Below are 26,134 nucleotides of genomic sequence, written 5' to 3'. Positions count from 1 at the left end.
AGGGGGCGAGATCGCCCGAGGTCCAGATGATGCTCACCAGACTCGCCGTCCCGCTCGCCCTGGCCGCCGGCTGCGCCGCCCTCGCGGGCACCGCCCAGGCCCAGCCCGCCGCCTTCGGTGGGCCGAAGATGCTGATCCACGGCAATTACTGCGGGCCAGGCAACAACGCGCCGCTCCCGCCGATCGACGCCCTCGACGCCGCCTGTGCCCGGCACGATGCCTGCACGCCGAACGGCGGCCTGCCTTCGGAGGCCTGCAATCTCCGCCTGCAACAGGAGGCGACGCTGATCTCGCGCGATCCGCGGCAGCCGCAGGACGTCCGGTCCCTCGCCGGCCTCGTGGCCGCCACCGCGACGCTGATCCCGTCCGAGCCGAACGCCCGGCGCGTCCCGGCCTCGGTCACCACAGGTCCGACCGCGGGGACCTACGCGCCCGCCCTGACGCAGCCGGCGCCGACGGTCGATATCGACACCGACGACGACGGCGCTGACGCGGATTGAGGCGGATTGAGGCGGGCCGCGATCGCCCGTCAACGCGCAAGCGGCGCGGTCCGGCACCCTACCGGTCCGCGCCGATCCCCCGGTCCTTCAGGCTGTCGCCGATCTCGTCGAGGGCCGCCGCGTCGTCGATCGTCGCCGGCATCGTCCAGGGCTCGTGATCGGCGATGCGCTTCATCGTGGCCCGCAGGATCTTGCCCGACCGGGTCTTGGGCAGCCGCGGCACGGTCAGCGCCAGCTTGAAGGCGGCCACCGGGCCGATCTCGTCCCGCACCTTGGCGACGAGTTCCCGCTCGATCGTCTCGGTCGGCCGGGCGACGCCGGCCTTCAGCACCACGAACCCGCAGGGCACCTCCCCCTTCAGCGCGTCGCGGATGCCGATGACCGCGCATTCCGCCACGTCCGGGTGGCTCGCCAGCACCGCCTCCATGCCGCCGGTGGACAGCCGGTGGCCCGCGACGTTGATGATGTCGTCGGTCCGTCCAAGGACCGTGATGTAGCCGTCGGCGTCGATCACCCCGGCATCCGACGTGTCGTAGTAGCCCGGGAAGGTGGCGAGGTAGCTCGACCGCATCCGGTCGTCCGAGCCCCAGAGCGTCGGCAGGCAGCCGGGCGGCAGGGGCAGGCGGATCGCGATGGTGCCCATGGTGCCCGCCGGAACCGGCTTGCCGCCCTCGTCCAGCACTTCGACCCGGTAGCCCGGCATCGGCACGCAGGTGCTGCCGTGCTTCACCGGCAGGAGGCCGAGGCCCATCGGGTTGCCGGCGATCGGCCAGCCGGTCTCGGTCTGCCACCAATGGTCGACCACCGGCCGGCCCAGCACGCGCTCGGCCCAGGCGACCGAGTCCGGATCGGCGCGCTCGCCCGCCAGGAACAGGCTGCGGAAGGCCGAGAGGTCGTGATCGGCGATCCGGGCGCCCTTCGAATCCTCCTTCTTGATCGCCCGCAGGGCCGTCGGCGCGGTGAACAGGCAGACCACCCCGTACTCGGCGACCACCCGCCAGAAGGCACCGGCATCGGGCGTGCCGACAGGTTTCCCCTCGTAGAGGACCGTGGTGCAGCCGTGCAGGAGCGGCGCGTAGACGATGTAGGAGTGGCCGACGACCCAGCCGATGTCGGAGGCGCAGAAGTAGGTCTCGCCGGGCTGGACGCCGTAGAGGTTCGGCATCGACCAGGCCAGGGCGACGAGGTAGCCGCCGGTGTCGCGGACCACGCCCTTCGGCTTCCCGGTCGTGCCGGAGGTGTAGAGGACGTAGAGCGGGTCGGTGGCGGCGACCGGCACGCACGCCGCGCTCTGCCCCGCCGCCCGGGCGGCCGCGACGGTCTCACCCCAGTCGCGATCCCGGTCCGCGACGAGGGTCGCAGGCCCTTGCGGGCGCTGGAGGATCAGGCAGGCCTCCGGCTTGTGCCGCGAGGCCGCGATCGCCGCGTCGAGGAGCGGCTTGTAGGCGACCACGCGGTTCGGCTCGATCCCGCAGGAGGCGGCGAGCACCACCTTCGGCGCCGCGTCCTCGATCCGCACCGCCAGCTCGCTGGCCGCGAAGCCGCCGAACACCACCGAGTGGACCGCGCCGAGCCGGGCGCAGGCCAGCATGCCGAACAGCGCCTCGGGCACCATCGGCATGTACAGGATCACCCGGTCGCCCTTGCCGACGCCGAGGTCGGCCAGCACGGCGGCCAGCACCGCCACCTCGTCGCGCAGCGCCCGGTAGGTGATGCTGCGCTTGGTCCCGGTCACGGGCGAGTCGTAGCGGATCGCCACCTGATCCGCCCGGCCCCCGTCCGCGTGGCGGTCGACCGCGTTGTGGCAGGCGTTCAGGGTGCCGTCCGGGAACCAGCGTCCGTAGGGGCCGGAATCCGGCGCGAAGGCCCGCTCCGGCGCCCGCGCCCAGTCGAGGGCCCGCGCCGCACCGAGCCAGAACGCCTCGGGGTCGCGGCAGGCCGATTCGTAGATCTCCGGGTAGCGGCCCGGCAGGCTGGCTCTCGTCATCGGTTGGGCGTTTCCTCGCGGACCGCTCTCCGGCGGCGGGCTGCAGAGTAGCCCATTCTCGCGCGCGCGGGAGTGGCCACGGGAGGGAGTGGCCACGGGAGGGAGTGGCCACGGGAGGGAGTGGCCACGGGCGTGACGGCCGCGGCTCGGTGCCCCCCAATGAGAAAACCGCCGCACCGGGGCTCCCGATGCGGCGGTCGTCAGCGTGAATTCGCTATCGGATTGGACGTCTCAGGCGTCAGTGCAACGTGTCGTTGCCCGCCTGAAGCTTGTTGATCTCGTCCTTGAGGAGGAGTTTCCGTCGCTTCAGCTCGGCGATGTGGAGGTCGTTCGCCGAAGGTCTGTGGATCGCTTCCTGAATCTCGCGCTCGAGGGCTTCGTGCTTCCGGGCGAGTTGGTTCAGATGCGTCTGCAGCGACATGAGTCGAATCTCCTGTCATCGTTTCGACACAACGAGATTGGCACAGGATGCCGGACCTGTCGAAGCGTTTTCTGCTGCTAAGTCTGATGATTGCTTACCGCGCCGCCTTGTCCGGCGCCGGAGCGTGACGCATGCTCTCGGGCGACGAACGGTCTTCGGGTTCTCAGGTGACGATGGCGGACGAGGCGGGTGAGGGTGCGCAGTCGGACCTCCAGGGCGAGCTGGCGCGGCTGCGCGAGGAGCACCGGGATCTCGACAGCGCCATCGAGGCGCTGGAGCGCAGCGTCGCCGGGGACCAGCTCCAGATCCAGCGCCTGAAGAAGCGCAAGCTCACGCTGCGCGACCGCATCTATCACATCGAGGATGCGCTCACGCCGGACATCATCGCCTGATGCCGGTGGACGCCCTCCGGCCCCGCCTTGCCGCAGGCCCGCGCCGCCTGTAAGCGCCCTCTTTTGCCGGGATCAACGATGGCGTCGCCTCCTCCGGTCGCGATCATCATGGGCAGCCAGTCCGACTGGGCGACCATGCGTCATGCCGCCGAGACGCTCGACGCGCTCGGCGTACCGTACGACGCGCGCATCGTGTCGGCCCACCGCACGCCGGACCGGCTCGTCGCCTTCGCCAAGGGCGCGGTCGCGGCCGGCCTCAAGGTGGTGATCGCCGGTGCGGGCGGCGCCGCGCACCTGCCCGGCATGGCGGCCGCGATGACCCGCCTGCCGGTCTTCGGCGTGCCGGTGGAGTCGAAGGCCCTCTCCGGCCAGGACAGCCTGCTCTCCATCGTCCAGATGCCGGCGGGCATCCCGGTGGGGACCCTGGCGATCGGCCGGGCCGGGGCGGTGAACGCGGCCCTGCTCGCCGCCGCCGTCCTGGCGCTGACCGATCCGGACCTGGCGGAGCGCCTGGAGGCGTGGCGCGCGGCCCAGAGCGCCTCGGTGGCCGAACGGCCGGTGACGGAAGAGAACGCGTGACGGACAAGATCCTCGGCCCCGGCTCCATCCTCGGCATCGTCGGTGGGGGCCAGCTCGGGCGCATGATCGCGCTCGCGGCGGCCGATTACGGCCTCAAGGCGCATGTCTACGCGCCCGACGCGGACAGCCCCGCCTTCGACGTGGCCGCCCGGACCACCTGCGCGGCCTACGACGACGCCGCGGCGCTGGCGGATTTCGCCCGCGGCGTCGACGTCGTGACCTACGAGTTCGAGAACATCCCGCACGCCACCGCCGACGTCCTCGCCCGGCACGCCGCGCTGCACCCGAACGCGCGCGCGCTCTCGACCACGCAGGACCGGCTCTCCGAGAAGGAGTTCATCAACGGCCTGGGCATCCCGACGGCGCCGTTCCGGGCGGTGGACACGCCCGACGACCTCGACCGGGCGATCGAGCTGATCGGCCTGCCGGCCGTGCTCAAGACCCGCCGCTTCGGCTACGACGGCAAGGGGCAGCGCATGCTCCGCGAGCGGGCCGAGGGCGACCGCAACGCCCTGTTCGCCGAGTTCGGCGGCGCGCCGCTGATCCTGGAGGGCTTCGTGCCGTTCGAGCGCGAGGTCTCGGTGGTGGGCGCGCGCGGGCGCGACGGCAGCTTCGCGGCCTACGACCTCTGCGAGAACGAGCACCGCGACCACATCCTCGCGCTGACCCGGGTGCCGGCGCCCGGCGTGTCCGCCGAGACGGGCCGTGCCGCCGTCGAGATCGCCCGGCGGATCGCCGACGCCCTCGACTATGTCGGCGTGCTCGCCGTCGAGATGTTCCTCGTCCGCGAGGACGGGGCGGAGCGGCTCGTGGTCAACGAGATCGCGCCCCGGGTGCACAATTCCGGCCACTGGACCAGCGAAGGCGCGCTGACCTCGCAGTTCGCCCAGCACGTCCGGGCCGTCTGCGGCTGGCCGCTGGGCGATGCGGGCCGGGTCGGCGGCCTGCCCGTCGAGATGCGCAACCTGATCGGCGCCCAGGCGGACGACTGGCACGCCCTGCTGGCCGAGCCCGGCGCCCACCTGCACCTGTACGGCAAGGGCGAGGCGCGCCCCGGCCGCAAGATGGGCCACGTCACGCGCCTCGGGCCGGGTCCGACCGGATCCTGAGGCTTCGAGGGCACACCCGCGTCGCCGCGTGATCGCCGGAGGGCCGTCCGCGGCCCCGCGGAACGGTCGAGCCATACCTTCGCCACATCCCGCCGCTTCCACGACAGTGTGGTCGGTTCCGTATGCTGTCGCTCGAACCCGCCCGCACCGCTCGGTCCCGCCGGGACCGGCGGGGGCCGGATCACGACGCGGCGCTTCTTAAGCCGGCCTTCACCGTGATGCGCGACGGTGCCCCGAACTCGGGCGTGCCCGGCGCTCGGCGCGGGCTCTTGGACTGTGAGGGGCGGGGCGGGCGCGCGCGGAGCGGGCGACGCCTCGGGGAGAGTGGGGCAATGAACGTACGCAACCGGCTGGGACGGAAGACGGCACTGATCGGCGCGGCCTTGGTCTCGGCTGCCGGCCTCGCGGGCTGCGAGACCGTCGGCAGCGCGGCCGGTCCGCGGCAATACGCGGTCCTGGAGAAGGACACGACCGGCGCCACGAACGTCAACATCGCCTCCCTGACCGAGGTCGTGCAGCGCAACCCGAACGACGCGGCGGCCTACAACACCCGCGGCGCCGCCTACGCCCGCGCCGGCCAGTTCAACGACGCCATCGGCGACTTCACCAAGGCGATCCAGCTCGATCCGAACTCCGCCTCCGCCTACAACAATCGCGCCCTGGCGAACCGCCAGATCGGCCGCGACGGCCCGGCGCTGCAGGACTTTTCCAAGGCGATCGGTATCGATCCGAATTACGGGCCGGCCTATATCGGCCGGGCCAATGTCGAGCGCGCGCAGGGCAACCTCGACCAGGCGCTGAACGACCTCAACGTCGCGATCCGCCTGAGCCCCGAATCCGCGCAGGCGTACCATGCCCGCGGCCTCGTGAAGCAGAAGCAGGGCCAGGACACCCAGGCGATCGCCGATTTCGACGCCGCCATCGACCGCGACCCGTTCGTGGCCGCGCCCTACGCGGCCCGCGGCCAGAGCCTGATCGCGACCAACCAGTACGCGAAGGCGATCGAGGACTACAACGCCGCGCTCAACGTGAACGCCAAGGACGCCACGTCCTGGGCCTATCGGGGCCTCGCCTACGAGAAGCAGGGCCAGCGCAAGGAGGCGATGGAGAACTACCAGCGCGCCTCGACGATCGACCCCAACAACACCGTCGCGCGGGCCGGCCTCGGCCGCGTGCAGGGCGGTGTCGGCACGCTGTTCAACTGATCGCTCCGTCATCGCGCGCGGAGCGGAGCGACGAAGGGCAGCGCGACACGGTCGCGCGCGGCGCCACCGGATCGCTTCGCTCCGCGCGCGGAGACGGTGCCAGCGCCTGAGGCGAACTACGCCGCCAGCAGCCCGTTCTCGTCCTGCGTGATCCGGCGCAGGTGGTGGGCGGTGTCGCCGAGCTGGTACTCGATCATGGCGAGCCGCTTGAAGTGGTGGGCGCCGATATACTCGAGCGTCATGCCGATGCCGCCGTGGAGCTGCACCGCCTCCTGGCCGACGTAGCGGCAGGCCTTGTTGATCTGCACCTTCACGGCCGAGAGGGCCGCGGCCCGCGCGCGCGGCTCGGATGTGTCCACCATCATGGCGGCGTAGAGCGCCATGGATCGGGCCTGCTCCAGCTGGATCAGCATGTCGACGGCCCGGTGCTGCAGCGCCTGGAACGAGCCGACGCTGACGCCGAACTGCTTGCGGGTCTTGAGGTACTCCACCGTGAGCTTGTGGAGCGCGTCCATGGAGCCCACCGCCTCGGCGGCGAGCGCCGCGATCCCGTGCTCCACCACCCGCTCCAGGAGCGGCAGGCCGCTCTCCGGGTCGCCTAGCGCCGCGTCGGCCGGGAGCGTTACGTCGGAGAAGGACACCTCGGCGGCCCGGCCGCCGTCCTGGGTCGGGTAGGCCTCGATGGCGACGCCGGCGGCGTCGGTCGGGACGAGGAACAGGCCGATCCCGCTCGGGTCGCGCCGCTCGCCCGAGACGCGGGCCGAGACCACCATCAGGCCGGCCGCGTCGGCGTTGGGCACGACGCTCTTCGCCCCGCTCAGCACGTAGCCGTCGCCGCTGCGACGGGCTGTCGTCGCCACGTCGGCGAGGTCGTAGCGGGACTGGCGCTCGGTGTGGGCGAGGGTCAGGCGGAGGTCGCCGGCGACGAGCCCCGGGACGAGGCGCTCCCGCTGCGCGGCGCTGCCGCCGAGCCGCAGGGCCGTCGAGCCCAGCACGAGGCTCGCGAGCAGGGGCTCTACCACGAGGTTGCGGCCCACCGCCTCCATGACCAGCATGGTCTCGACCGGACCGCCGCCGAGGCCGCCCTCGTCCTCGGAGAAGGGCAGGCCGGCGACGCCGAGTTCCGCGAAGGCCGCCCAGCCGTCCTCGGGGAAGCCGAGGGGCGCCTTGAGGCGCGCCTGCCGGCTCTCCAGCGACGGGTAGAGGTCGGCGGCCAGCCGCTCGACGCTGTCGCGCAGGAGCGACTGGTCCTCGTTCAGGTCGAAATCCATGGTGTTCCCTCGCGGATGTCGTCGGAGGCGCCCGGCACCTCAGGATGAGGGGGAGGACGGGGCGAGGCGACCGCTCACAACCCCAGGATGCCCTTGGCGATGACGTTGTGCTGGATCTCGTTCGAGCCGCCGTAGATCGAGACCTTGCGGTTGTTGAAGTAGCTCGGCGCCGCCGCGTCGACCCAGTCGAAGCCGCCGGGCAGGTTGTTGGCCCCGGCCCCGCGCGCGGGCGCCGCCAGGGCGAAGGGCCCGGCGAGCTCCACCAGCAATTCTGTCGCCGCCTGCTGGAGCTGCGAGCCGCGGATCTTGAGGAGCGACGAGGCTGGGTCCGGCTCCACCGAATCCGCCCTTCCCTGCTTGGCCGCCACCCGCATCTGGGTGATCTCCAGGGCCTTCAGCTCGACCTCGACCTCCGCGACGCGGGCGCGGAAGGCGGGATCGTCCCACATCGTGCCGGGTCCGGCCGGCATCTCGCGGGCCAGCCGCTTGATGCGGGCGATCCGCTCCTTGGTCAGCCCGATCCGGGCGATGCCGGTGCGCTCGTTGGCGAGCAGGAACTTCGCGTAGTCCCAGCCCCGGTTCTCCTCGCCGACGAGGTTCTCGACCGGCACGCGGACGGAGTCGAAGAACACCTCGTTGACCTCGTGCCGCCCCTCCAGCGTCAGGATCGGCCGCACGGTGATCCCGGGCGTCGTCATGTCGATGAGCAGGAAGGAGATGCCGCGCTGCTTCTTGGCCTCGAAATCGGTGCGCACGAGGCAGAAGATCCAGTCGGCGTGCTGGCCGAGCGTGGTCCAGGTCTTCTGGCCGTCCACGACGTAGTGGTCGCCGTCGCGCACCGCCCTGGTCTTCAGCGAGGCGAGGTCCGAACCGGCGCCGGGCTCGGAGAAGCCCTGGCACCACCAGTCGTCGAGGTTGGCGGCGCGCGGCAGGAAGCGCGCCTTCTGGTCCTGCCGGCCGAAGGTCGCCAGCACCGGGCCGAACATGTAACAGTTGAACTGCTGGGGTAGCGGCACCGCCGCCTGGAACAGCTCCTCGGTGTAGATGTAGCGCTGGATCGGGGTCCAGTCCCGGCCGCCCCATTCCTGCGGCCAGTGCGGCACCGCCCAGCCCTTGGCGTTGAGGATCCGCTGGCTCGTGACGTAGTCCTCCTTCGAGAGACTGCGCCCCTCCGAGACCTTCTTCCGGATCTCCGCCGGGATTTCCGTCCTGCAGAAGGTCCGGACCTCGTCGCGGAACGCGATCTCGTCGTCGGTGAAGCGCAGGTCCATCGGCTCAGCTCCGGGCGATCTCGAACAGGCCGGCGCAGCCCTGGCCGCCGGCGACGCACATGGTCACGACGGCGTAGCGCGCGCCGCGGCGGCGGCCTTCCAGCAGGGCATGGCCGACGAGCCGCGCCCCCGACATGCCGAACGGGTGGCCGACCGCGATGGCGCCGCCGTTGACGTTGACCTTGTCCGGGTCGATCCCGAGCGTGTCGCGGCAATAGACCGACTGGGACGCGAAGGCCTCGTTCAGCTCCCACAGGTCGATGTCGGCGACGCGCAGGCCCTGGCGCTCCAGGAGCCGCGGCACCGCGAAGACCGGGCCGATGCCCATCTCGTCCGGCCCGCAGCCCGCGGAGGCGAAGCCCCGGAAAGTGCCCAGCGGTTCGAGGTCGCGCCGCGCCGCCTCGTCGGCCGACATCAGCACGCTGGCCGAGGCCCCGTCCGAGAGCTGGCTGGCATTGCCCGCCGTGATGTAGGCACCCTCCCCGCGCACGGGCTTGAGCTTGGCGAGACCCTCCAGATTCGTGTCCGGCCGGTTGCCCTCGTCCTTGGCGAGCCGCGTCTCGACCTCCCGGGTCTCGCCGGTGGCCTTGTCGGTCACCGCCATGACGGCGCTCATCGGGACGATCTCGTCGTCGAACAGCCCGCGTTCCTGCGCCGCCGCGGTCCGTCGCTGGCTCTCCAGGGCGAAGTGGTCCTGCGCCTCCCGGGAGATCCGATAGCGCTCCGCCACGATGTCGGCGGTCTCGATCATCGGCATGTAGATCGCCGGCAGATGCGCCTCCAGCCAGGCGTTGCGGGTCAGCTCCCGCTGGACCTTCGGCTGCACGAGGCTGATCGACTCGACGCCGCCGGCCACCGCCACCGGCACGCCGTCGAGGATGATCCGGCGCGCCGCGCTGGCGATCGCCTCCAGGCCCGAGGCGCAGAAGCGCGAGACGGTGACGCCGGCCGACTCGACCGGGATCCCCGCCACCAGGGCGGCGTGGCGGGCGACGTTGCCGCCCGTGGCGTTCTCGGGATAGCCGCAGCCGAGCACCACCTCCTCGACGGCCGCGGGCTCCAGGGACGCCCGGTCCAGGGCGCCGCGGATCGCGTGGGCCGCGAGGTCGGCGCCGCGGGTGAGGTTCAGCGCGCCGCGATGCGCCTTGCCGATGGGCGTGCGGGCGGTCGAGACGATCACCGCGTCGGTCATGATCGCTCTCCCGCTCAAGCGTTCTTCAAGCCGGCGAAGCTGCCGCCCTCGGCGGCGAGCTTCTTCAGGAGCGGCGCCGGCTCCTGGCTGTCGTCGCCGGTCTCGGCCGCGAAGCGCGACAAGGCCTCCGCGACGGTCTTCAATCCGACCGTGTCGGCCCAGTGCATCGGGCCGCCGCGCCAGGCGGGCCAATTGTAGCCGTTGATCCAGATCGTATCGATGTCGCCGGGCCGAGCCGCGATGCCCTCCTCCAGGATCCGCGCGCCCTCGTTGACCATCGGGTACATGAGCCGCGCGACGATCTCGTCGGCCGTGAAGCTGCGGCGCGCGACGCCGTGCTCGGCGGCGACGCGCGCGATCAGCGCCTCCACCTCCGGGTCGCGCGTGCCGGCGCGGGCGCCGTCCGGGTAGAGATAGAAGCCGCGGCCGGTCTTCTGGCCGAACCGGCCCTGCTCGGCGAGCGAGTCCGCCACCGGCGCCCGGCCGCCGAAATCCTTGCGCGAGCGCCAGCCGATATCGAGCCCCGCGAGGTCGCCCATGGCGAAGGGGCCCATCCGGAAGCCGAAGCCGGTCACCGCCGCGTCGACCTCGTGCGGCAGCGCGCCCTCGAGCAGCAGCCGCTCGCCGGCCCGGCTGCGGCGCTCCAGCATGCGGTTGCCCACGAAGCCGAAGCAGACGCCCACCGTCACCGGCAGCTTGTTGAGGCGCTTGCCCAGATCCAGCGCGGTGGCCAGCACGTCCGGCGCGGTTCTCTCCGCACGGACCACCTCCACGAGGCGCATGACGTTGGCCGGGCTGAAGAAGTGCAGGCCGAGCACGTCCTGCGGCCGGCCCGTCACCGCCGCGATGGCGTTCACGTCGAGGTAGGAGGTGTTGGTGGCCAGGATCGCGCCCGGCTTGGCGACCTGGTCGAGTTTGGAGAAGATCTCGCGCTTGACGCCCATGTCCTCGAAGGCCGCCTCGACGACGATGTCGGCCTCCCCGGCGTTCTCCAGGCCGAGCGCGCCCGTGATCCGGCCGACCCGCTCGTCGCGCTGGGCCTCGGTGATCGAGCCGCGCTTGGCCGAGCCGGCGTAGAGCCCCCTCACCCGGTCGAGGCCGCGCGCCAGGGCGCCCTCTTCCGTCTCGATCACCGTCACGGGGATCCCGGCATTGGCGAAGCACATGGCGATGCCGCCGCCCATCGTGCCGGCGCCGATCACAGCGGCCGTGCGGACGGGGCGGCGCGGCGTGTCCTTCGGCAGGCCGGGCACCCGGCCGGCCTCGCGCTCGGCGAAGAAGGCGTAGCGCAGGGCCTTCGAGCGCGGATCCTCCACCAGGGCGCGGAACTCGGCCCGCTCCAGCGCCACGGCGGCATCGAAATCCTGCTCCAGGCCGGCGCGCACCGCCCGCGCCAGGGCGTGGACGTTGGTGGCGTCGGGATCGCGCTTGACGGCCTCCGCGGCCTGCGCCTCGAAGCTCTCCCGCGCCCCCGGCGTCAGCGTCTCGGACCGGTCGCGCACCCGCGGCAGGGCGCCGGAATCGGCGAGTTCCAGCGCCCGCTTGCGGGCTTCCGCGACGAGGTCGCCGAGCACCACGGCGTCCACGATGCCCAGCGTCGCCGCCGTCTCGGCGGAGACCGGCTCGCCGGTGAGCATCATCGCGAAGGCGGCGTCGGGCCCGATCAGGCGCGGCAGGCGCTGCGTGCCCCCCGCCCCCGGGATGATCCCGAGCTTGATCTCCGGCAGGCCGATCCGCGCCGACGGGGCCGCGACGCGTCCGTGGCAGGCCATCGCCAGCTCCAGGCCGCCGCCGAGGGCCGCGCCGCCGATCGCCGCCACCACCGGCTTCGGGCTGGCATCGAGCCGGTCCAGGATGTCCGGCAGGCTCGGCGGGTGCTGCGGCTTGCCGAACTCGCCGATATCGGCGCCGCCGACGAACACCTTGCCCTCCGCGGCCAGGACGACGGCCCGGACCGACGCGTCCGCGATGGCCTTCGTCAGGGCCTCGTCGAGGGCCGCCCGCAGCGCGGCGCCCAGCGCGTTGACCGGCGGGTTGGCGAGCGTGAGCACGGCCACGCCGCCGTCGACCTCCTGACGAACCACCCGATACTCCCTGTTGTTCTGCAATGCAGAATAAGTGTCTGCATTTCGGCAGGATGTTGGTCCGAGTGCCCGCCAGCGTCAAGGACAGGCAAGGTCTGTCATCGGGATGCGGCCAACTGTTCTGCAGTGCAGAAAAGCGTCGCCTCGGCCGTTTGACCCGCGGCCCGGGGCCATGCCATCACAACGGCCCTGAACGAGACTCGGTTGCGGACGCCGCCCGGCGCGCGAAGGCCGGGCCGCCGGAGGCACGGGGGAGGATCGCGGTGCGCGGCAAGGATCGGGGCGAGCGGCCCGGGAGCGGCTGTCTGGCGCGGGTTCCGGTAGAGGGGAGCGGGCGGTGAGCGACGGTCCCGAGCGCGACCCGGGCGGGCGCCTGCCCGAGATCCTGCGCGGCCGGCTCGCCCTGCCGGTGATCTGCGCCCCGATGTTCATCGTCTCCGGCCCGGAGCTGGTCATCGCCCAGTGCCTGTCCGGGGTCGTCGGCTCCTTCCCCGCGCTGAATGCCCGGCCGGCCGAACTCCTCGACGCGTGGCTCGCGCGGATCACGCAGACGCTCGCAGAGGCCCGCGCCGCCGACCCGTCGCGGAAGATCGCGCCGTTCGCGGTGAACCAGATCGTCCACGCCTCCAACGACCGGCTGGCGCAGGATGTCGAGGCCTGCGTCCGGCACCGGGTGCCGATCATCATCACCTCGCTGCGGGCGCCGGACGCGGTGATCCGCCCGGTCCACGCCTATGGCGGGGTGGTGTTCCACGACGTCACCAATGTCCGCCACGCCGAGAAGGCGCTGGAGGCCGGCGTCGACGGGCTGATCCTGGTCTGCGCCGGGGCGGGCGGGCACGCGGGGACACTGAGCCCCTTCGCCCTGGTGGGCGAGATCCGGCGGTTCTACGACGGGCCGCTGATCCTGTCGGGGGCGATCACCTCGGGCTCCGCGATCCTGGCGGCCCAGGCCATGGGTGCCGACCTCGCCTACATGGGCACCCGCTTCATCGCCACCCGGGAGGCGAACGCGGCGGCGGCCTACAAGGACATGATCGCCGGTAGCGCGGCCGCCGACATCCTCTACACCCCCTACTTCACCGGCGTTCCGGGCAACTACCTGACGCCGAGCATCCGCGCCGCCGGGCTCGATCCCGAGGCCCTGCCGGTGCGCGACAAGACCGCGATGAACTTCGGCAGCGCCAGCGTGAAGGCGTGGCGCGACGTCTGGGGTGCCGGCCAGGGTGTCGGCACCATCGCGGACGCGCCGGCGACCGCCGACCTGGTCGCCCGGCTCACCCGGGAATACGCGGCGGCGCGGGCGCGGACGGCCAGCAGCTCCGCGGACTACGTTGCGGACCGCGACGGCGGGGCCGTTCCGTGAGCGTCCGCCTCGCCGATCCGGAGCCCGGGATCCGGCTCGTCACGATCGACCGGCCGGACCGGCGCAACGCCCTCGACCGGGCGACCTACGCGGGCCTGACCGACGCCCTGGAGGCCGCGGGACGGGACGCGGAGGTGCGCGCCCTGGTCCTCACCGGCGCGGGCGGCTGCTTCACCGCCGGCAACGATCTCAAGGATTTCCAGGACGTCGAGACCGGGGGCGACAGTCCCGGCCTGACCTTCCTCAAGGCCCTGCGCGCCTGCCCGCTCCCGGTCGTGGCCGCCGTGGAGGGCCACGCGGTCGGCATCGGCACGACGCTGCTGCTCCACTGCGACCTCGCCTACGCGGGGGACGGGGCACGGTTCCGCCTGCCCTTCACGGCCCTGGGCCTCAGTCCGGAGGGCGGGTCGAGCTACCTTTTGCCCCTGGTGGCGGGATCGAAACGCGCCGCCGAGCTGCTGATGCTCGGCGAGCCCTTCACGGCCGCGGACGCCGCCGCGGCCGGCCTGATCAACGCCGCCGTCCCGGCCGGGACGGCCCTGGAGACCGCACTCGCCAAGGCGCGCGCGCTCGCCGCCCTGCCCCGGGTCTCGATCGCCGCCACCAAGCAGGCGCTGCGGCGCGGCCACGACGACAGCGTCGCCCGCGCCCTCGACGCCGAGGCGGAGGTCTTCCACGCCCTCCGCCGCGGTCCGGCGGCGCAGGCGGCCTTCGCGGCGTTCCTGCGCCGATGAGCGGGCGGATGGAGGTGGAGGCCGGCCCGCGCGCCGGATCCGACATCGGGCTCGACACGGCCGAGCCCGACGCGGCCGGGGCCGGCGCGAAGGAGGATCGGCACTTCGTCACGGCCCTGGCCCGGGGGCTGTCGGTGCTCGCCTGCTTCGGCCCGGGACGCACGAGCCTCGCCAACCACGACATCGCTGAGGCCTGCGGCCTGCCGCGCTCCACCGTGTCGCGGCTGACCTACACGCTGACCAAGCTCGGCTACCTGCAGCACATGGCCGAGCTCGGCCGCTACCGGCTCGGCACCGCCACCATCGCGCTGAGCTCGGCCGCCCTGGGCGGCCTCGACGTCCGCGCCATTGCCCGGCCGGTGCTGCGCGCGGTCGCGGAGGCGGCCAACGCCTCGGTCGGCCTCGGGGTGCGGGACCGGCTCAGCATGCGCTACGTCGACTGCCAGCGCGGCCCGGCGGCGATCTCGCTCAACCTCGACACCGGCTCGCGCATCTCGCTGGCCCGCAGCGCCATGGGCCGCGCCTACGTGGCGGTCTGCCCGGACCGGGAGCGCGCGGGCATCTACGAGGACCTGAAGGCGCTGGATCCCGTGGCCTGGCCGGTGCTGCGCGCCGGCCTCGACCGCGCGGTGGAGGAGCACCGGGAACTCGGCTGCTGCACCTCGTTCGGCGAGTGGCAGGAGACGGTCTGCGCCATCGCGGTGGGGTTCCATCCCGGCGGCGGGCTGCCGCCCATGTCGGTCAATTGCGGTGCCCCCACCGTCATCACCGACGCGCGCTTCCTCCTGGAGGTGGCGCGCCCGAGACTGATCGACGCCGTGCGCAGCCTCGACGGCGTCATGGGAGCCTGAGGACCATCGCGATGGATGCCGTTGCCGACCTGCCGCTCGCCGGAATCCGCGTCCTCGACCTGTCCCGGGTCCTGGCCGGGCCCTGGTGCGCGCAGGTGCTGGGCGATCTCGGCGCCGACGTGATCAAGGTCGAGCATCCGGAGCGCGGCGACGACACCCGCGACTGGGGCGTGCCGACGAGCCCCGGCAACACCTCGTATTTCGACAGCGTGAACCGCAACAAGCGCTCGATCGGCGTCGACCTCGCCACGCCGGAGGGGCTGGCGATCGTCAAGGCGCTCGCCCGCGAGAGCGACGTGCTCGTCCAGAACTTCAAGACCGGCGGGGCCGAGAAGCTCGGCCTCGGCTACGCGGACCTGTCGGCGGAGAATTCCGGCCTGATCTACTGCTCGATCGCCGGCTACAGCTCCGACGGCTCCGAGGCCGGCCGGCCCGGCTACGACCTCGTGGTCCAGGGCGAATCCGGCGTGATGGCGCTCAACGGCGAGGCCGGGGGACCGCCCCTCAAGTTCGGGGTCGCGGCGGTCGACCTGTTCACCGGCCAGTTCGCCGCCCAGGCGGTGCTGGCGGCCCTGTACCAGCGGGAGCGGACCGGGCGCGGCCGGACCGTCGACCTCGCCCTGTTCGACTGCGGCGTGGCGCTGACCTCCTATTACGGCCTGGAGGCGCTCGCCCGGGGGATCGATCCGCCCCGCTACGGCAACGCCCACCCGTCGATCGTGCCCTACGGGGTGTTCGAGGCCGGCGACGGGCCGGTGGTGATCACGGTCGGCAACAACGGGCAGTACCGCCGCTTCTGCGAGCAGGTGCTGGAGCGGCCGGACTGGGTCGCTGACCCGCGCTTCGCCACCAACCTCGACCGGTCGCGCAACCGCGCCGCCTTCATCCCCGTGCTGGAGGCCGAGCTCGCCACGTGGGAGCGCGCGCCGCTGATCGCCCGGCTCCGGGCGGCGGGCATCCCCTGCGGCGAGGTGATGGGCCTGCGCGAGGCGCTCACCTGCGACCGCGCCCGGGAGGCCGGGCTGGTGGTCGCGGCACCGGAGGCGGCCTCCGCGACCGCCCACGTCATCGCCCCGCCCTACCGGCTCGACGGCCGCCGGCTGCCGGTGCGCCGCATGCCGCCCGGCCTCGGGGATTCGAGCGCCGAGATCCTGGCCGAGCACCTGGACTATCCGGAGGCCGCGCGCGACGCGCTGCGGGCGAAGGGCGTGGTCCGCTAGGCTGCCGCCGCCCGCCGGCGCGCGCCCCGGGCTAGCGCAGCACGCCCTCGGCGAGGGCCCGCTGGATGCCCCGGACATCCGCGCCCTTCTTCAGGGTGCGCTGGATCGGCTCCGCCGCCCCCGAGACCCAGATCTTCAACTCGGCGTCGAGGTCGAACGTGCCGGCGGTCTCGACCGAGAAGCGCACGATCGCGCGGTACGGCACCGACAGGAACTCGACCTTGCTGCCGGTCACGCCCTGGACGTCGATCAGGATGACGCGGCGCTCGGTGAACACGAACACGTCCCGGATGATCTTGAAGGCGAGCCGCGCCGTCTCGCCCTCGATCAGGATGCCGTCGAGCCGGCGCTCCAGGGAGGCCGCGTCGACGGCCGAGCCGTGTCCGAGCAATCCGTCCAGTAGGCCCATGGCCGCTCATCTCGTGCTGGTCCGCGTCGATGCCGAGGATGGCGCCTGAGCGTCGCCGCGGCAACCGCCCGCCGTCAGGCGCAGGTCGAGGCATCCGACGGCCCGTCGGGCCGGCACCGGGCGTCGAAGCTTCGCGCGAGTTCGGCGAGGCTGACGGAACCGAGCCGCGCGACCAGGAGCGCCTCGGCCTCGCGCAGCGTGTCCTCGACCGCCGCGTTGACGACCTTCTCGACCGCGCAGGCCGGGTTCGCGCGATCGCTGCCGATCGCGAAGATGCGGGGGCCGCCGACCGCGCGGTGGACGTCGAGCAGCGAGACCGCGTTCAGGTCCGCCGCGATGGACCATCCGCCGCCGTGCCCCTTCTCGGATTTCACGTAGCCCGCGGTTCTGAGCCCCGCCATCGTCCGGCGGACGACCACGGGGTTCGTCCCGAGCATCCGCCCGATCGCTTCGGACGTCATCGGTCCGTCGTGGCGGGCCATGTGAAGCAGCACATGGAGCGTGCGGGAGAGGCGGCTGTCGGTGCGCACCCGCCGATCCATCACACCGGGCCCGGGATTGGCAACCGTGCCCGATCACGATACTTATCAAGTTGCGTGATGGAGCGGAGCCCGAGCGGTGCGCGAGTTCGAGAACCCCGATCGGTGGGACAAGGTCGCCGAGCACTACGCGACGACCGCCCACCCTTTCACCGCGCGCTTCGCGGAGGCGGCGCTCGCGCGGGTGCCGCTGACCGGGCGGAGCCGCGTCCTCGACGTCGCGGCGGGCACCGGTGCCCTCGCGCTGGCCGCGGCGCGGACGGGGGCGCAGGTCCTCGCGGTCGACTTCGCGCCCGGCATGGTCGCGCGCATCGCCGGGGCGGCCCTGCCCAACGTCGACGCGCGGGTCATGGACGGCCAGGCCCTCGCCCTGCCCGACGGCGGCTTCGACGCGGTGTTCTCGATCTTCGGGGTGATCATGTTCCCCGACTGGCGGAAGGGCCTCGCCGAGATGGCGCGCGTGACGCGGCCCGGGGGACTGGGCGTCGTCGCGACCTGGCAGGACCAGGGCGCGGCGACGTTCCTGCTGCTCGGCGAGATCCGCCGCCGGCTGTTCCCCGAACGCGAGAGCCGGGCGATGCCCGACGGGGTGCGGGCGCTCGGCGATCCGGCCGGCTTCACCCGGGAACTGGTCGCGGCCGGGTACGCGCCCCCCCGGATCGACCGGGTGACCTTCGACTACGCGCTCGACGTCGCCCTGCTCGACGACCCCGACACGGTGTTCGGCCTGTCGCCGGACTGGGTCGACCTGAGCGCGGACGACCGGGCCGCGGTGATCGCGGAGGCGCGGCGCATGGCGGGCGGTCGACCCGTCCTGCCGATCCCCTCCACCGCGCTGATCGGCGTCGCGGAGCGCTGAGCGCCGCTTCGCGCGGGGCCCGGCGCCTCAGCGGGTCGCGCGCGCGTCCGCGAGCCGCGCCCGCGCGTCGTCCAGAACCCGGGTCAGGGCCGCGTCCCACGTGACCCGCGGCTGCCAGCCGGTGGCGGCGTGGAGGCGGCCGGCATCGCCCGCGGCCAGGGGGATCTCGGTCGGCCGCACCCGCTCCGGGGCGATGCGGATCTCGAACGGGACCCGGGCCCGGGCGCGCAGGTCCTCGAGGACGCTGGCGATCGTCCGCGGCTGGCCCGAGCTGATGTTGAACACGCTCCCGTCCGCCAGCGAGTCCGCCCGGCCGATCAGGTCGGCGTAGGCGTTCGCCACGTCGGCGACGTCGAGGAAGTCGCGGTAGGACGAGAGGTTGCCGACCTCCAGGCAGGGCGGCACGAGGCCGGCCTCGATCCGGGCGATCTGTCCCGCGAAGGAGGCCACGACGAAGCGCTCGTCCTGGCCGGGACCGATATGGTTGAACGGCCGCAGCACGACGAGCTTCACGCCGATGCGGGGCAGCAGGTCGCGGAGCAGCTGCTCGCCGACCCATTTCGACCGGGCGTAGGTGTTGCGCGGCAGGGGCTCGACCGCCTCGCTGAGGGCGTGGCCGGCGAGGAACGCGCTGCCGTAGACCTCGCCGGAGCTGACGAAGAAGAAGGTGCAGCCCGGCACCGCCTCCACCGCGGCCACGAGGTTCATCAGGCCGTTGACGTTGACCCGCCACGTCTGGCCCGGGCCGCTCGCGGAATCCGCCACCGAGGCGAGGCCCGCCAAGTGCAGGATCGCGGTCGGCCGGAACCGCGCCACGAAGCCGCCGAGCGCGGTCTCGTCGAGGAGGTCGATCGCCGCGTAGGTGACGCCCTCCGGCAGGCGCGGCGACCGCCCCCGCCCGATCCCGGCCACGCAGTCGCCCGCCCGCGCCGTCGACCCCGCCGTAGCCCCCGCCAGGAGCGGCAAGACGTGGCCGCCCACGAAACCGGCCGCCCCGGTGACGAGGATGCGCCGCGGGACCGGGCCGCCGGACCCGTGGGAAGAGGGCGCGCTCACGGCGCGATCCGGGCGGGGAGCGTCACCTAGCCCGGGTTCCGGGTTCCCCAGCGCACGCCCATGCTGCCCTGCCCGGCCCCCGGCGAGCTGCCGGCATCGGCGCCGATCGCCGGGCCGGAGGCGGTCTTCGGCCGGTGCTGCGAGCCGGCCGCCAGGGGCTGCGACGCCAGCGTGTCGGGCACCTCGGACAGGACTTCCTCGTCGCGATCGGTGGCGAACTGGCCCGCCTTGCGGAAGGTCCAGAGATAGCCCGGCACCACCGCCTCCGCGGCGGTCGGCGTGATCCCGATCCCCTCGAAGGTCCGGCCCTCGGCCTTGGCGGCCTCCGAGACGACGTTGTCGTTCTGGAGCAGCGTGACCTGATCGCGGGTCAGCTTCAGCGAATCCGGCAGCAGGCCGAAGGTCAGCGTGTCGGCGATCTCCAGCATGCGGGCCTGGAGCTTGGCCGCCGGCACGGGCAGGTCCACGACGACCCGCTTCCGCCGGATCGTCTTCAGCATGTAGCGCACGAAATGCTCCAGCGTGCCCACCTCCGGGCCGCCGAGCTCGTAGACCTTGCCGGGCGCCAGCGTGCCGTCGACCGCGCGGGCGATCGCCTCGGCGACGTCGCCCACGAAGGCCGGCTGGAAGCGGGACTGGCCGCCGGCCAGCGGCAGGACCGGGAGCGCCCGGGCGAGGCCGGCGAAGCGGTTGAAGAAGCTGTCACCCGGCCCGAAGATCAGCGAGGGCCGGAACACGACCGCGTCCGGGCAGGCGGCGAAGACCCGCGCCTCGCCCTCCGCCTTGGTGCGCGCGTAGAGCGACGGCGAGGCCGGATCGGCGCCGATCGCCGAGACCTGGATCATCCGGGCGCCCTGGCGCGCCGCGGCGCGGGCGATCGCCTCGGCCCCGTCGACCTGCAGCCGCGCGAAGCTCTGGGAGCCGGTCTCCTGCAGGATGCCGACGAGGTTGATCAGCACGTCCGACCGCTCGGCGGCCCGGGCCACCGAGTCCGGGTAGCGCAGGTTCGCCTGGACGGCGACGATCTGGTTGACCTTCCCGAGCGGCTGCAGGAACAGCGCGAGGTCCGGCCGGCGCACCGCGACGCGGATCCGGTAGCCGCGCTTGGCCAGCGCCCGCACCACGTGCCGGCCCAGGAAGCCGGAGCCGCCGTAGATGGTCACGAGCTGGTCCTGCGGGCGCAGGGGGCCCGGCGCGGCGGCGGAATGCGTCTGCTCGCTGGTGTGCGCCGTCCCGGACGCCGTCGTGTTGTCTTGGCCGCTCATCGCCGTGGTCTCGAGCTCCTCGCGCGCCTCGGGGCGCCGTCAGGCGGCCTACTTAGCCTAACTTCGGCGCGATGGGAGCCGCCGAATGCGCCGCCGCGCCATTCCGGTGAACAGCGCGGGGCGGATGATCGCGGCCGAGGGACCGCGCGCCGGCTCGCGGGAGGCTGATCACGGGGCTGGAACGGGTGCCGCCGCCGTGCATTCTTCCCCACCATACGGCCCTGCCGAATCGCGCGGATGGGACGCGCCGGGGACTTCGATGATTGTAGGGATGCTCGTTTCCGCGGCGATCGCGGTGCTCGGTCTGCTGGTGGCGCTCGGGTACGTCGGCCACCCGATCGACGCGCAGCTCGTCAGCAACTACGGCTGGAGCATCCTGATCATCGGCGTCGCGCTGTTCGTGCTGTTCACCTGGGCCCGGTACAGCCGGACGCGCCGGCGGCGCTCCGTCTGACGCCCGGCCTCAGGCGACCTTGATTCGGCGGCGCATCTCCCGCGCCACGGCCGGGCGCGCGCTCGGCCGGCCGCTCACCGCCCGCGGGGCGCCGACGATGAGGCTCTGGCGCTCGCGCGCGATGAACGCCGTCGGCATCTCGGCCTGGAGGTCGGCCTCCATGTCGCGCAGCGCCGTGTCGGAATGGGCCGGGTGCAGGTGGATGATCCCGAGCGCCTTCACGCCGGCGTTCCGGGCGAGCTCCACGCCCTTCTGCCAGGTCGAGTGCCCCCAGCCCCGGCAGGTCGGATATTCCCCGTCGGTGAACATGCCGTCGTAGACCATCAGGTCGGCGTCGGCGACGAAGGCGGCGAGCTCCGGATCCGGCCACGGGTCGCTGTGCTCGATGTCGCTGATCAGGCACAGGCGTCGGCCGCCGTGCTCGAACCGATAGCCGACCGATCCCTGCGGATGATTCAGCAGGATCGTGGCGACGCGCGTGCCGTCCGGGAAGGCCAGGGTCTGACCCGCCTCGAAGCCGTGGTGGTGGAAGGTGCAGCACAGCTTGTCGAGCGTAACCGGGAAGAGCGGCGGCGCGAACAGGCGGTCGAGGGTCGGCCCGGCCGATTCGCCGCCGAGGTTGCCGCAATAGGTGTTGATCACCCGGTCGGGATCGAGGACCGCCGGCTTGAAGAAGGGCAGACCCGCGGTGTGGTCGAGATGCAGGTGGCTGAACAGCAGGTCGACTTCCTGGGGCAGATCGGTCCGGTGACCCTGCCCGAGGTTGTAGATGCCCGAGCCCGCGTCGACGATGAACATGCGCTGGCCGCACCGCACCTCGATGCAGGGCGTGCTGCCGCCGAACTCGGCGTATTGCGGGCCGCTGACGGGCGTCGAGCCGCGGACGCCCCAGAAGCGCAGTGCGAGGTCCTGGTCGGCCGCCAGGATGGTCGGCTCGGAACTGTTCGACATGGCGATCACGAATCCGCGGACAGTCGGTCCCGATCACTTATGATCGAAACCCCGTCGCCGTTCCGGGAAGGTAGCTCTGAATACGGCAGGCCGACGGAGCAGGTGTACCGCTCATCCCCTGCCGTATCATGAATTGGTGTGCCGCACGCGGTCGTGATGTGCGTCCGCGCACACGCACGGGCCGCCGCGAAGGGCCTTCGCATGCTCAGAGAGGCTCCGCGGCGGCCAGGAGACCGGCCGGCGACCCGGCCAGAATCGGGCGGCCGGTCGCCGATCCGGCGAGTCCCGCGGCCAGCCAGGACGGGAGTGCGTCGCTGTACCGCGTCGGGAGCGGCGCGACCAGGGCCCCGAACGGGTCGGGCGCCCGCTCGTAGACCGGCACGAAGCCCGCCATCTGCCGCGGCGACAGGCCCGATCCGGGCGCGGCCCAGCCGGCCCAGACCGTCTCGGGCACCGGGCGATGGACGCGATGGCCCGGCACGACCACCACCTCCTGCCCGGCGAAGGCCAGGGCCTCCGGCCGGCTGATGTCCCCCACCGCGCCGCCCCGGGCCGTGTAGGCCGCCCAGAAGGCGTTCTGCCCGCCGTCGGAATAGGTGGTGCGCACGGCGGGCTCGCCCGCCTCGGCGAGCGCGGCCATCCGCGCCTCCTCGACCGCCCGGCGGGTGGTGACGGCCGCCTCGACGGCGGGATCCCGGGCGGGCGCGAAGGCGTACCGGCCCGCGACGACCGAGACCTGCAGCTCCTCCCGGCTGGCCTCGAACCGGTCGGAGCCGGCCTTGAGCTCCCGCCAGAAGGCGATGTTGGGATCGGTCCGGTGGCGGGCCATGTTCTCGGCCGTCATCCGGAACGGGTAGGACTGGAACTGGAAGGCCGCCTGCCCGCCGTTCAGCGCGTCCCGGGCGATGGCGTAGATCTCGCCGACCGTGCCGTTGGTCATGGCGAAGCAGCCCATGGACGAGCAGATCCCGTGCACCATCACGGCGGAGCCGGTGCCGCCATGGGCCCGGTCGTAGGCGTTGGGATAGCCGACGTCGAAGGACAGATAGTAGTGCGAGTTCGGGTTCATCTGGCGCCGGGGCACGGCGTAGAACCCCTCCGGGGTCTGACGGTCGCCGGTCTTGCGCTTGGGCCCGAGCTGGCCGGACCAGCGGCAGATCGGGAAGGTCTTGATGTAGACGTAGCCCGCGGCGCCCTTCTTCCAGACCTCGATCTCCGATTCCTTCTTGTAGGCCCGGAACAGGACCGGCGAGGCGGCCGTCACGCCCTTCTGCGCCATCAGCGCGAGGGTCGCGGCCGGAATCGGCGCCTCGGCCTTGCCCGCCTGCGCGGCGGCCGGGCCTGCGAGGGCCAGCAGAACGAGGCCGGCGGCGAGGGGAAGCGAGGTCGACAGGGGCATGAACCGTCCGCGCTGGATCGGCCGGGATGGCTGCCGGACGGGCGCGGCCTCGCGACCTGACGGAGTATTGCGGCGGCCGTGAGGCTGCGCGTCCGGTCCGCCCGCCGCCCCGCCCGTCGCTCCGCGGAGGCGCCGCCTCCCCCACGGACGGGCACCGCCGCCGGTTCCCCTCAGGCCGCGGGTTCCGGCTCCCGCTCGACATCCGCCGGCACGGGCGCGACGACCGCGCTGTTCTCCACGGCGATCACCGCGTCGAACGGCGCGGCGCACTCGGCGAGGCCCGTCTCGGACAGGAAGACGATGAGGCCGCGCCCGGTCCGCGCCTGCCGCAGCTGGGCGAGACGCTCGCGCGCGCCCTCGGCCTTCCGCTCGTCCATCGCGACCGCCACCACGAGGATGTCGGGGTCGCGGGCGAGGCACCGGCTCAGCTCGATCGCCACCCGCTCGCGGGCGTTGATCGCGCCGTCCGCCAGCGCCCCGGTGCTGGGCTGGATCTCGACCTTGCTGTCGAGGCCGAGGCCGTAGACCGAGGCCTCGAGGCCCTCGTCCGCCAGCACCCGCCGCACCAGTTCGCGCACCCGCGGCTCGGCATTGGCCTCGCCGAGGCTGATCCGGCCGAACAGCAGGTTCTCCTCCAGGCTCGCGGCCGGATTGACCCGCGAGGGATCGTGGAAGACCACCGCGCCGGCGAGGTGGGCCGGCAGCATCCGGGCGAAGGACCGGCGCGCCTGCACGAGGCGCTCCTCGAACGGGCCGTCGATCAGGCCGAAGCGGTGGCGGGACTCGTTGTAGCGCAGCGCGAGGCCGATCAGCCGCGCGCGGTCGCGCTGGCCCGCCGGTCCCCGCCGCAGGCTCGCCGCGCCTGGCAGGCGCGCCACGAGATCCTCGAAATAGCCCCGCTCGGCCGCCTGGAACAGCGAGTAGGCGTCGAACAGGGGATGGTCATTGGGCAGGTCGGCGAAGATCTCCACCGTGCTGCGGGCCACCGACAGGCCGATCTCGGTGAGCGGCCGGACCAGCCCCTCGGCCTCCAGGACCGCCCGCAGGTAGGGGTGGCGGGCGAAGCGCAGGGGCGCGAAGGTGCCGCCCACCGGCTCGCCGAACAGGATGTTCTCGCCGATGCTCGCCTGATTGTTGTAGCGGTCGGGGTCGAAGGGCTCGACTAGGCGCTCGGCGCCCTTGGCGGCCAGCGCCACCCGCATGGTGCGGCGCGCGGCGACGATCGCGGCGGCGAGCCGCGGCTGGGCGGCCGGGTCGAGCCGCCCGGTCAGCCCGCGGGCGTACACGAAGCCGTCGAGTCCGGTGAGCCGGCTGATACCGATCAGCGCGATGTCGTCGGGCGCGGTCGCCGGATCGGTGCCGTAGAGCAGGTTCTGCCGGAGGGAGCCCTCCATCAGGATCGCCTCGCCGGACGTGAAGGCGATCCGCCGGGCGCGCTCGGCGGGGTCGAAGTCGCGCAGGTCCGTGCCCGCGTAGGTGACGGCGCCGGCCGTCGGCTCGACCTGGCCGGCCAGCACCGCCGCCAGCGCGCGGGCGCCGCTGCCGCGGCTGCCCGTGATCGCCACGTGCCCCGGCATCGACACGGCCACGTCGACGCCGGTCAGGCGCTCGCCCGTGGCCGGATCGAAGGCGCCGACGCCCTCGGTGGCCAGGATCCCGGACCGGGGCAGCGGCAGGACGGCGGCGCCGCTGCGGGCGGCCCGGGCCCGCCGCCCCTCGAGGGCCGCGATGGTGCGGGCGAGGTCGCGCAGGCGCGGGCGCACGGACCTGCGGACCATCCAGAGCCGCGCGCAGATCGCCGCGAGCCAGCCGGCGAGGCCGAAGGCGCCCACGGCCGCCACGAGGGCGGCCGGATCCACCGGGGCCGCGGGCGGCTGGCCCGGTCCCGAGCGCCACAGCGCGGTGCCGGCGGCGATCGCCGGAAGGATCACCGCCAGGGCCAGGGCCGGCGCCCGGGCATAGGCCAGCCGCGCCTCGGCCCGCCCGACATTGGCCCGCATCGCGGCGACGCGGGCGGCGATCCGGCGGCGCTCGATGGCCGCCGCGCCGTGGTTGCGCACGGCGGGCAGCCGCCGGACGAGGTCGTTCAGGCTCTCCTCGGCGCGCGCGCTCGAGCGCAGGCGCAGATCGTGCCGGTCGCGCGCGCGCTCGAGCACCAGCCCGTAGGCGAGGCCGATCGCCGCGAGGCCGATCACCGCCGCGGGGACCAGCCTGGGCGCGGCGAGCGCCGCGAAGCCGAGGGCCAGGATCAGGGCCGCGAGGGTCATCGCCGGCAGGACGATGCCGGCGGCCAGCAGGCGGTCGGCCCGGGCCAGCACCTCGCCGACGATCCGGGTGAGGCCGCGCGCCTCGTCCCGCGCGCCCGCGGGCGCGTCGAGGATCGCCTGCAGCACGCCCTCGCGGACGGCGTCCCCGGCCTTGTTCTGCGCCTTGAAGCACAGGCGCGCGACGAACCAGCCGACCCCCGCCAGCGCCAGCGCGCAGACCGCGATGCACAGGAAGGCCGTGAGTTCGAGTTCGGCGGGGCGCATCGGGATGCCGGGGACGAGCACCAGTTCCCGGCCAGGGAGCTCCGCCGCCACGCGCAGGAACGGGAGGACCGGCGCCTCGTCGCGCGGCAGGACCGCGATCAGGTCGCGCAGGCACAGGAGCGCGAGCGCGCAGAGCGGCGCGCCGACCCCGACCGCGAGGGCCGCCGCGACGGTGTGCTGCGGCCGCGCGGCGCGCCACGTCAGGAGGAGAGGATCGGATTCCATGCGTCTCCGGACAGCATCGGGCGGGTCCGCCGCGGTCCGCCGCCGTCCGCGGCATAGGCCTTCGGGGCCGCGGCGGAAAGGGCGGCCGGCGCGGCCCGGCCCCGTGCGACATGTCGGCCGGACTGATCCAAGTTCTAGCCCTGGAATGGAAGCGCTCTAGGTTGGATTCCGTGCGCGGTGCGACCCTGGAGGCTGCCGCGAGGCCCGGTCGCCGCGTCCGCCCGGGCCGCGTCGCGTGGGCGTGCCGGCGCAGCCGATCTCGGG

At 73.3% G+C, this 26,134-nt stretch carries 24 protein-coding genes; 11 read left to right on the top strand and 13 right to left on the bottom strand.

Annotation, left to right across the window (positions count from 1 at the left end; all coding sequences use genetic code 11):
• The first annotated feature begins 26 nt into the window (after positions 1–26).
• A complete protein-coding gene (locus tag ACQKQD_RS09970; RefSeq protein WP_020092407.1) occupies positions 27–500 on the top strand; it encodes a hypothetical protein in 474 nt (157 codons plus the stop codon).
• Between the two features lie 58 nt (positions 501–558).
• Here ACQKQD_RS09970 and ACQKQD_RS09965 read toward each other — a convergent pair whose 3' ends face one another.
• Both ACQKQD_RS09965 and ACQKQD_RS09960 read right to left on the bottom strand, forming a co-directional pair.
• Complete coding sequence (locus ACQKQD_RS09965) at positions 559–2,487, bottom strand: propionyl-CoA synthetase (RefSeq protein ID WP_427508229.1); 1,929 nt, start codon at positions 2,485–2,487, stop codon at positions 559–561.
• 238 nt (positions 2,488–2,725) lie between these two features.
• On the bottom strand, positions 2,726–2,908 hold the full coding sequence (locus ACQKQD_RS09960; RefSeq protein ID WP_012318068.1) for a YdcH family protein: 183 nt from the start codon (positions 2,906–2,908) through the stop codon (positions 2,726–2,728).
• 131 nt (positions 2,909–3,039) lie between these two features.
• On the opposite strand from ACQKQD_RS09960, the gene ACQKQD_RS09955 reads away from it, so the two are divergent.
• The 4 genes from ACQKQD_RS09955 to ACQKQD_RS09940 all read left to right on the top strand — a co-directional run bounded on the left by ACQKQD_RS09955 (position 3,040) and on the right by ACQKQD_RS09940 (position 6,193).
• Positions 3,040–3,300: a YdcH family protein gene (locus tag ACQKQD_RS09955; protein ID WP_244527029.1), complete on the top strand. Its 261-nt coding sequence runs from the start codon at positions 3,040–3,042 to the stop codon at positions 3,298–3,300.
• 78 nt (positions 3,301–3,378) lie between these two features.
• Positions 3,379–3,879, top strand: coding sequence for a 5-(carboxyamino)imidazole ribonucleotide mutase (gene purE / locus ACQKQD_RS09950; RefSeq protein WP_020092404.1), 501 nt, complete (start codon positions 3,379–3,381; stop codon positions 3,877–3,879).
• Positions 3,876–4,988, top strand: a complete 1,113-nt coding sequence (locus tag ACQKQD_RS09945) for a 5-(carboxyamino)imidazole ribonucleotide synthase (protein WP_427508228.1) — start codon at positions 3,876–3,878, stop codon at positions 4,986–4,988. The genes purE and ACQKQD_RS09945 overlap by 4 nt, the downstream gene beginning before the upstream one ends.
• Positions 4,989–5,320: 332 nt before the next feature.
• Positions 5,321–6,193 (top strand): tetratricopeptide repeat protein, encoded by an 873-nt coding sequence (locus tag ACQKQD_RS09940; RefSeq protein ID WP_020092402.1) that lies wholly within the window; start codon positions 5,321–5,323, stop codon positions 6,191–6,193.
• 116 nt (positions 6,194–6,309) lie between these two features.
• Here the strand turns inward: ACQKQD_RS09940 and ACQKQD_RS09935 are convergent, their stop codons facing one another.
• The 4 genes from ACQKQD_RS09935 to ACQKQD_RS09920 form a co-directional block, all read right to left on the bottom strand.
• Positions 6,310–7,464, bottom strand: coding sequence for an acyl-CoA dehydrogenase family protein (locus ACQKQD_RS09935; RefSeq protein WP_427508227.1), 1,155 nt, complete (start codon positions 7,462–7,464; stop codon positions 6,310–6,312).
• A 74-nt stretch (positions 7,465–7,538) separates the two neighbouring features.
• Positions 7,539–8,735, bottom strand: a complete 1,197-nt coding sequence (locus tag ACQKQD_RS09930; RefSeq protein ID WP_427508226.1) for an acyl-CoA dehydrogenase family protein — start codon at positions 8,733–8,735, stop codon at positions 7,539–7,541.
• A 4-nt stretch (positions 8,736–8,739) separates the two neighbouring features.
• Entirely contained in the window at positions 8,740–9,927 is a 1,188-nt protein-coding gene (locus ACQKQD_RS09925) for an acetyl-CoA C-acyltransferase (RefSeq protein WP_427508225.1), read from the bottom strand.
• Between the two features lie 14 nt (positions 9,928–9,941).
• The gene (locus ACQKQD_RS09920) at positions 9,942–12,011 is read right to left on the bottom strand and encodes a 3-hydroxyacyl-CoA dehydrogenase NAD-binding domain-containing protein (protein ID WP_427508224.1); all 2,070 of its coding nucleotides are present in this window, start codon (positions 12,009–12,011) and stop codon (positions 9,942–9,944) included.
• A gap of 337 nt (positions 12,012–12,348) precedes the next feature.
• Between ACQKQD_RS09920 and ACQKQD_RS09915 the strand changes: the two genes are divergently transcribed.
• Genes ACQKQD_RS09915 through ACQKQD_RS09900 form a run of 4 tightly spaced genes read left to right on the top strand, consistent with a single transcriptional unit; the run spans position 12,349 to position 16,182 of the window.
• Entirely contained in the window at positions 12,349–13,377 is a 1,029-nt protein-coding gene (locus ACQKQD_RS09915) for an NAD(P)H-dependent flavin oxidoreductase (RefSeq protein WP_427508223.1), read from the top strand.
• Complete coding sequence (locus tag ACQKQD_RS09910; RefSeq protein ID WP_056523441.1) at positions 13,374–14,111, top strand: enoyl-CoA hydratase-related protein; 738 nt, start codon at positions 13,374–13,376, stop codon at positions 14,109–14,111. Before ACQKQD_RS09915 ends, ACQKQD_RS09910 begins: the two co-directional genes overlap by 4 nt.
• Entirely contained in the window at positions 14,108–14,962 is an 855-nt protein-coding gene (locus ACQKQD_RS09905; protein ID WP_234080995.1) for an IclR family transcriptional regulator, read from the top strand. Before ACQKQD_RS09910 ends, ACQKQD_RS09905 begins: the two co-directional genes overlap by 4 nt.
• Before the next feature lie 11 nt (positions 14,963–14,973).
• Entirely contained in the window at positions 14,974–16,182 is a 1,209-nt protein-coding gene (locus ACQKQD_RS09900; RefSeq protein ID WP_427508222.1) for a CaiB/BaiF CoA transferase family protein, read from the top strand.
• A gap of 31 nt (positions 16,183–16,213) precedes the next feature.
• Here ACQKQD_RS09900 and ACQKQD_RS09895 read toward each other — a convergent pair whose 3' ends face one another.
• Together ACQKQD_RS09895 and ACQKQD_RS09890 are read right to left on the bottom strand one after the other, a co-directional pair.
• On the bottom strand, positions 16,214–16,591 hold the full coding sequence (locus ACQKQD_RS09895; RefSeq protein ID WP_020092393.1) for a PH domain-containing protein: 378 nt from the start codon (positions 16,589–16,591) through the stop codon (positions 16,214–16,216).
• 74 nt (positions 16,592–16,665) lie between these two features.
• On the bottom strand, positions 16,666–17,121 hold the full coding sequence (locus ACQKQD_RS09890) for an Rrf2 family transcriptional regulator (protein ID WP_207904183.1): 456 nt from the start codon (positions 17,119–17,121) through the stop codon (positions 16,666–16,668).
• 88 nt (positions 17,122–17,209) lie between these two features.
• Here ACQKQD_RS09890 and ACQKQD_RS09885 point away from each other — a divergent pair, with 88 nt between their 5' ends.
• On the top strand, positions 17,210–17,989 hold the full coding sequence (locus tag ACQKQD_RS09885; RefSeq protein WP_427508221.1) for a class I SAM-dependent methyltransferase: 780 nt from the start codon (positions 17,210–17,212) through the stop codon (positions 17,987–17,989).
• Between the two features lie 27 nt (positions 17,990–18,016).
• Here the strand turns inward: ACQKQD_RS09885 and ACQKQD_RS09880 are convergent, their stop codons facing one another.
• Together ACQKQD_RS09880 and ACQKQD_RS09875 are read right to left on the bottom strand one after the other, a co-directional pair.
• Entirely contained in the window at positions 18,017–19,045 is a 1,029-nt protein-coding gene (locus tag ACQKQD_RS09880; RefSeq protein ID WP_427508220.1) for an NAD-dependent epimerase/dehydratase family protein, read from the bottom strand.
• A 26-nt stretch (positions 19,046–19,071) separates the two neighbouring features.
• Positions 19,072–20,310: a complex I NDUFA9 subunit family protein gene (locus ACQKQD_RS09875; RefSeq protein ID WP_427508219.1), complete on the bottom strand. Its 1,239-nt coding sequence runs from the start codon at positions 20,308–20,310 to the stop codon at positions 19,072–19,074.
• Positions 20,311–20,581: 271 nt separating this feature from the next.
• Between ACQKQD_RS09875 and ACQKQD_RS09870 the strand changes: the two genes are divergently transcribed.
• Positions 20,582–20,764 (top strand): hypothetical protein, encoded by a 183-nt coding sequence (locus tag ACQKQD_RS09870; RefSeq protein ID WP_020092388.1) that lies wholly within the window; start codon positions 20,582–20,584, stop codon positions 20,762–20,764.
• A gap of 9 nt (positions 20,765–20,773) precedes the next feature.
• Here the strand turns inward: ACQKQD_RS09870 and ACQKQD_RS09865 are convergent, their stop codons facing one another.
• From ACQKQD_RS09865 to ACQKQD_RS09855, 3 genes are all read right to left on the bottom strand, one after another.
• Positions 20,774–21,715 (bottom strand): MBL fold metallo-hydrolase, encoded by a 942-nt coding sequence (locus ACQKQD_RS09865; protein ID WP_020092387.1) that lies wholly within the window; start codon positions 21,713–21,715, stop codon positions 20,774–20,776.
• A gap of 205 nt (positions 21,716–21,920) precedes the next feature.
• A complete protein-coding gene (locus ACQKQD_RS09860; RefSeq protein WP_020092386.1) occupies positions 21,921–23,114 on the bottom strand; it encodes a L,D-transpeptidase family protein in 1,194 nt (397 codons plus the stop codon).
• 170 nt (positions 23,115–23,284) lie between these two features.
• Positions 23,285–25,870: an ABC transporter ATP-binding protein gene (locus tag ACQKQD_RS09855; protein ID WP_427508218.1), complete on the bottom strand. Its 2,586-nt coding sequence runs from the start codon at positions 25,868–25,870 to the stop codon at positions 23,285–23,287.
• Positions 25,871–26,134: the final 264 nt, after the last annotated feature.

The organism is Methylobacterium sp. NPDC080182 (assembly GCF_050281105.1).
GTDB lineage: Bacteria > Pseudomonadota > Alphaproteobacteria > Rhizobiales > Beijerinckiaceae > Methylobacterium.
Note: the sequence above shows the minus strand (reverse complement) of the source record. Positions and strands in the feature narration are given on the sequence as shown.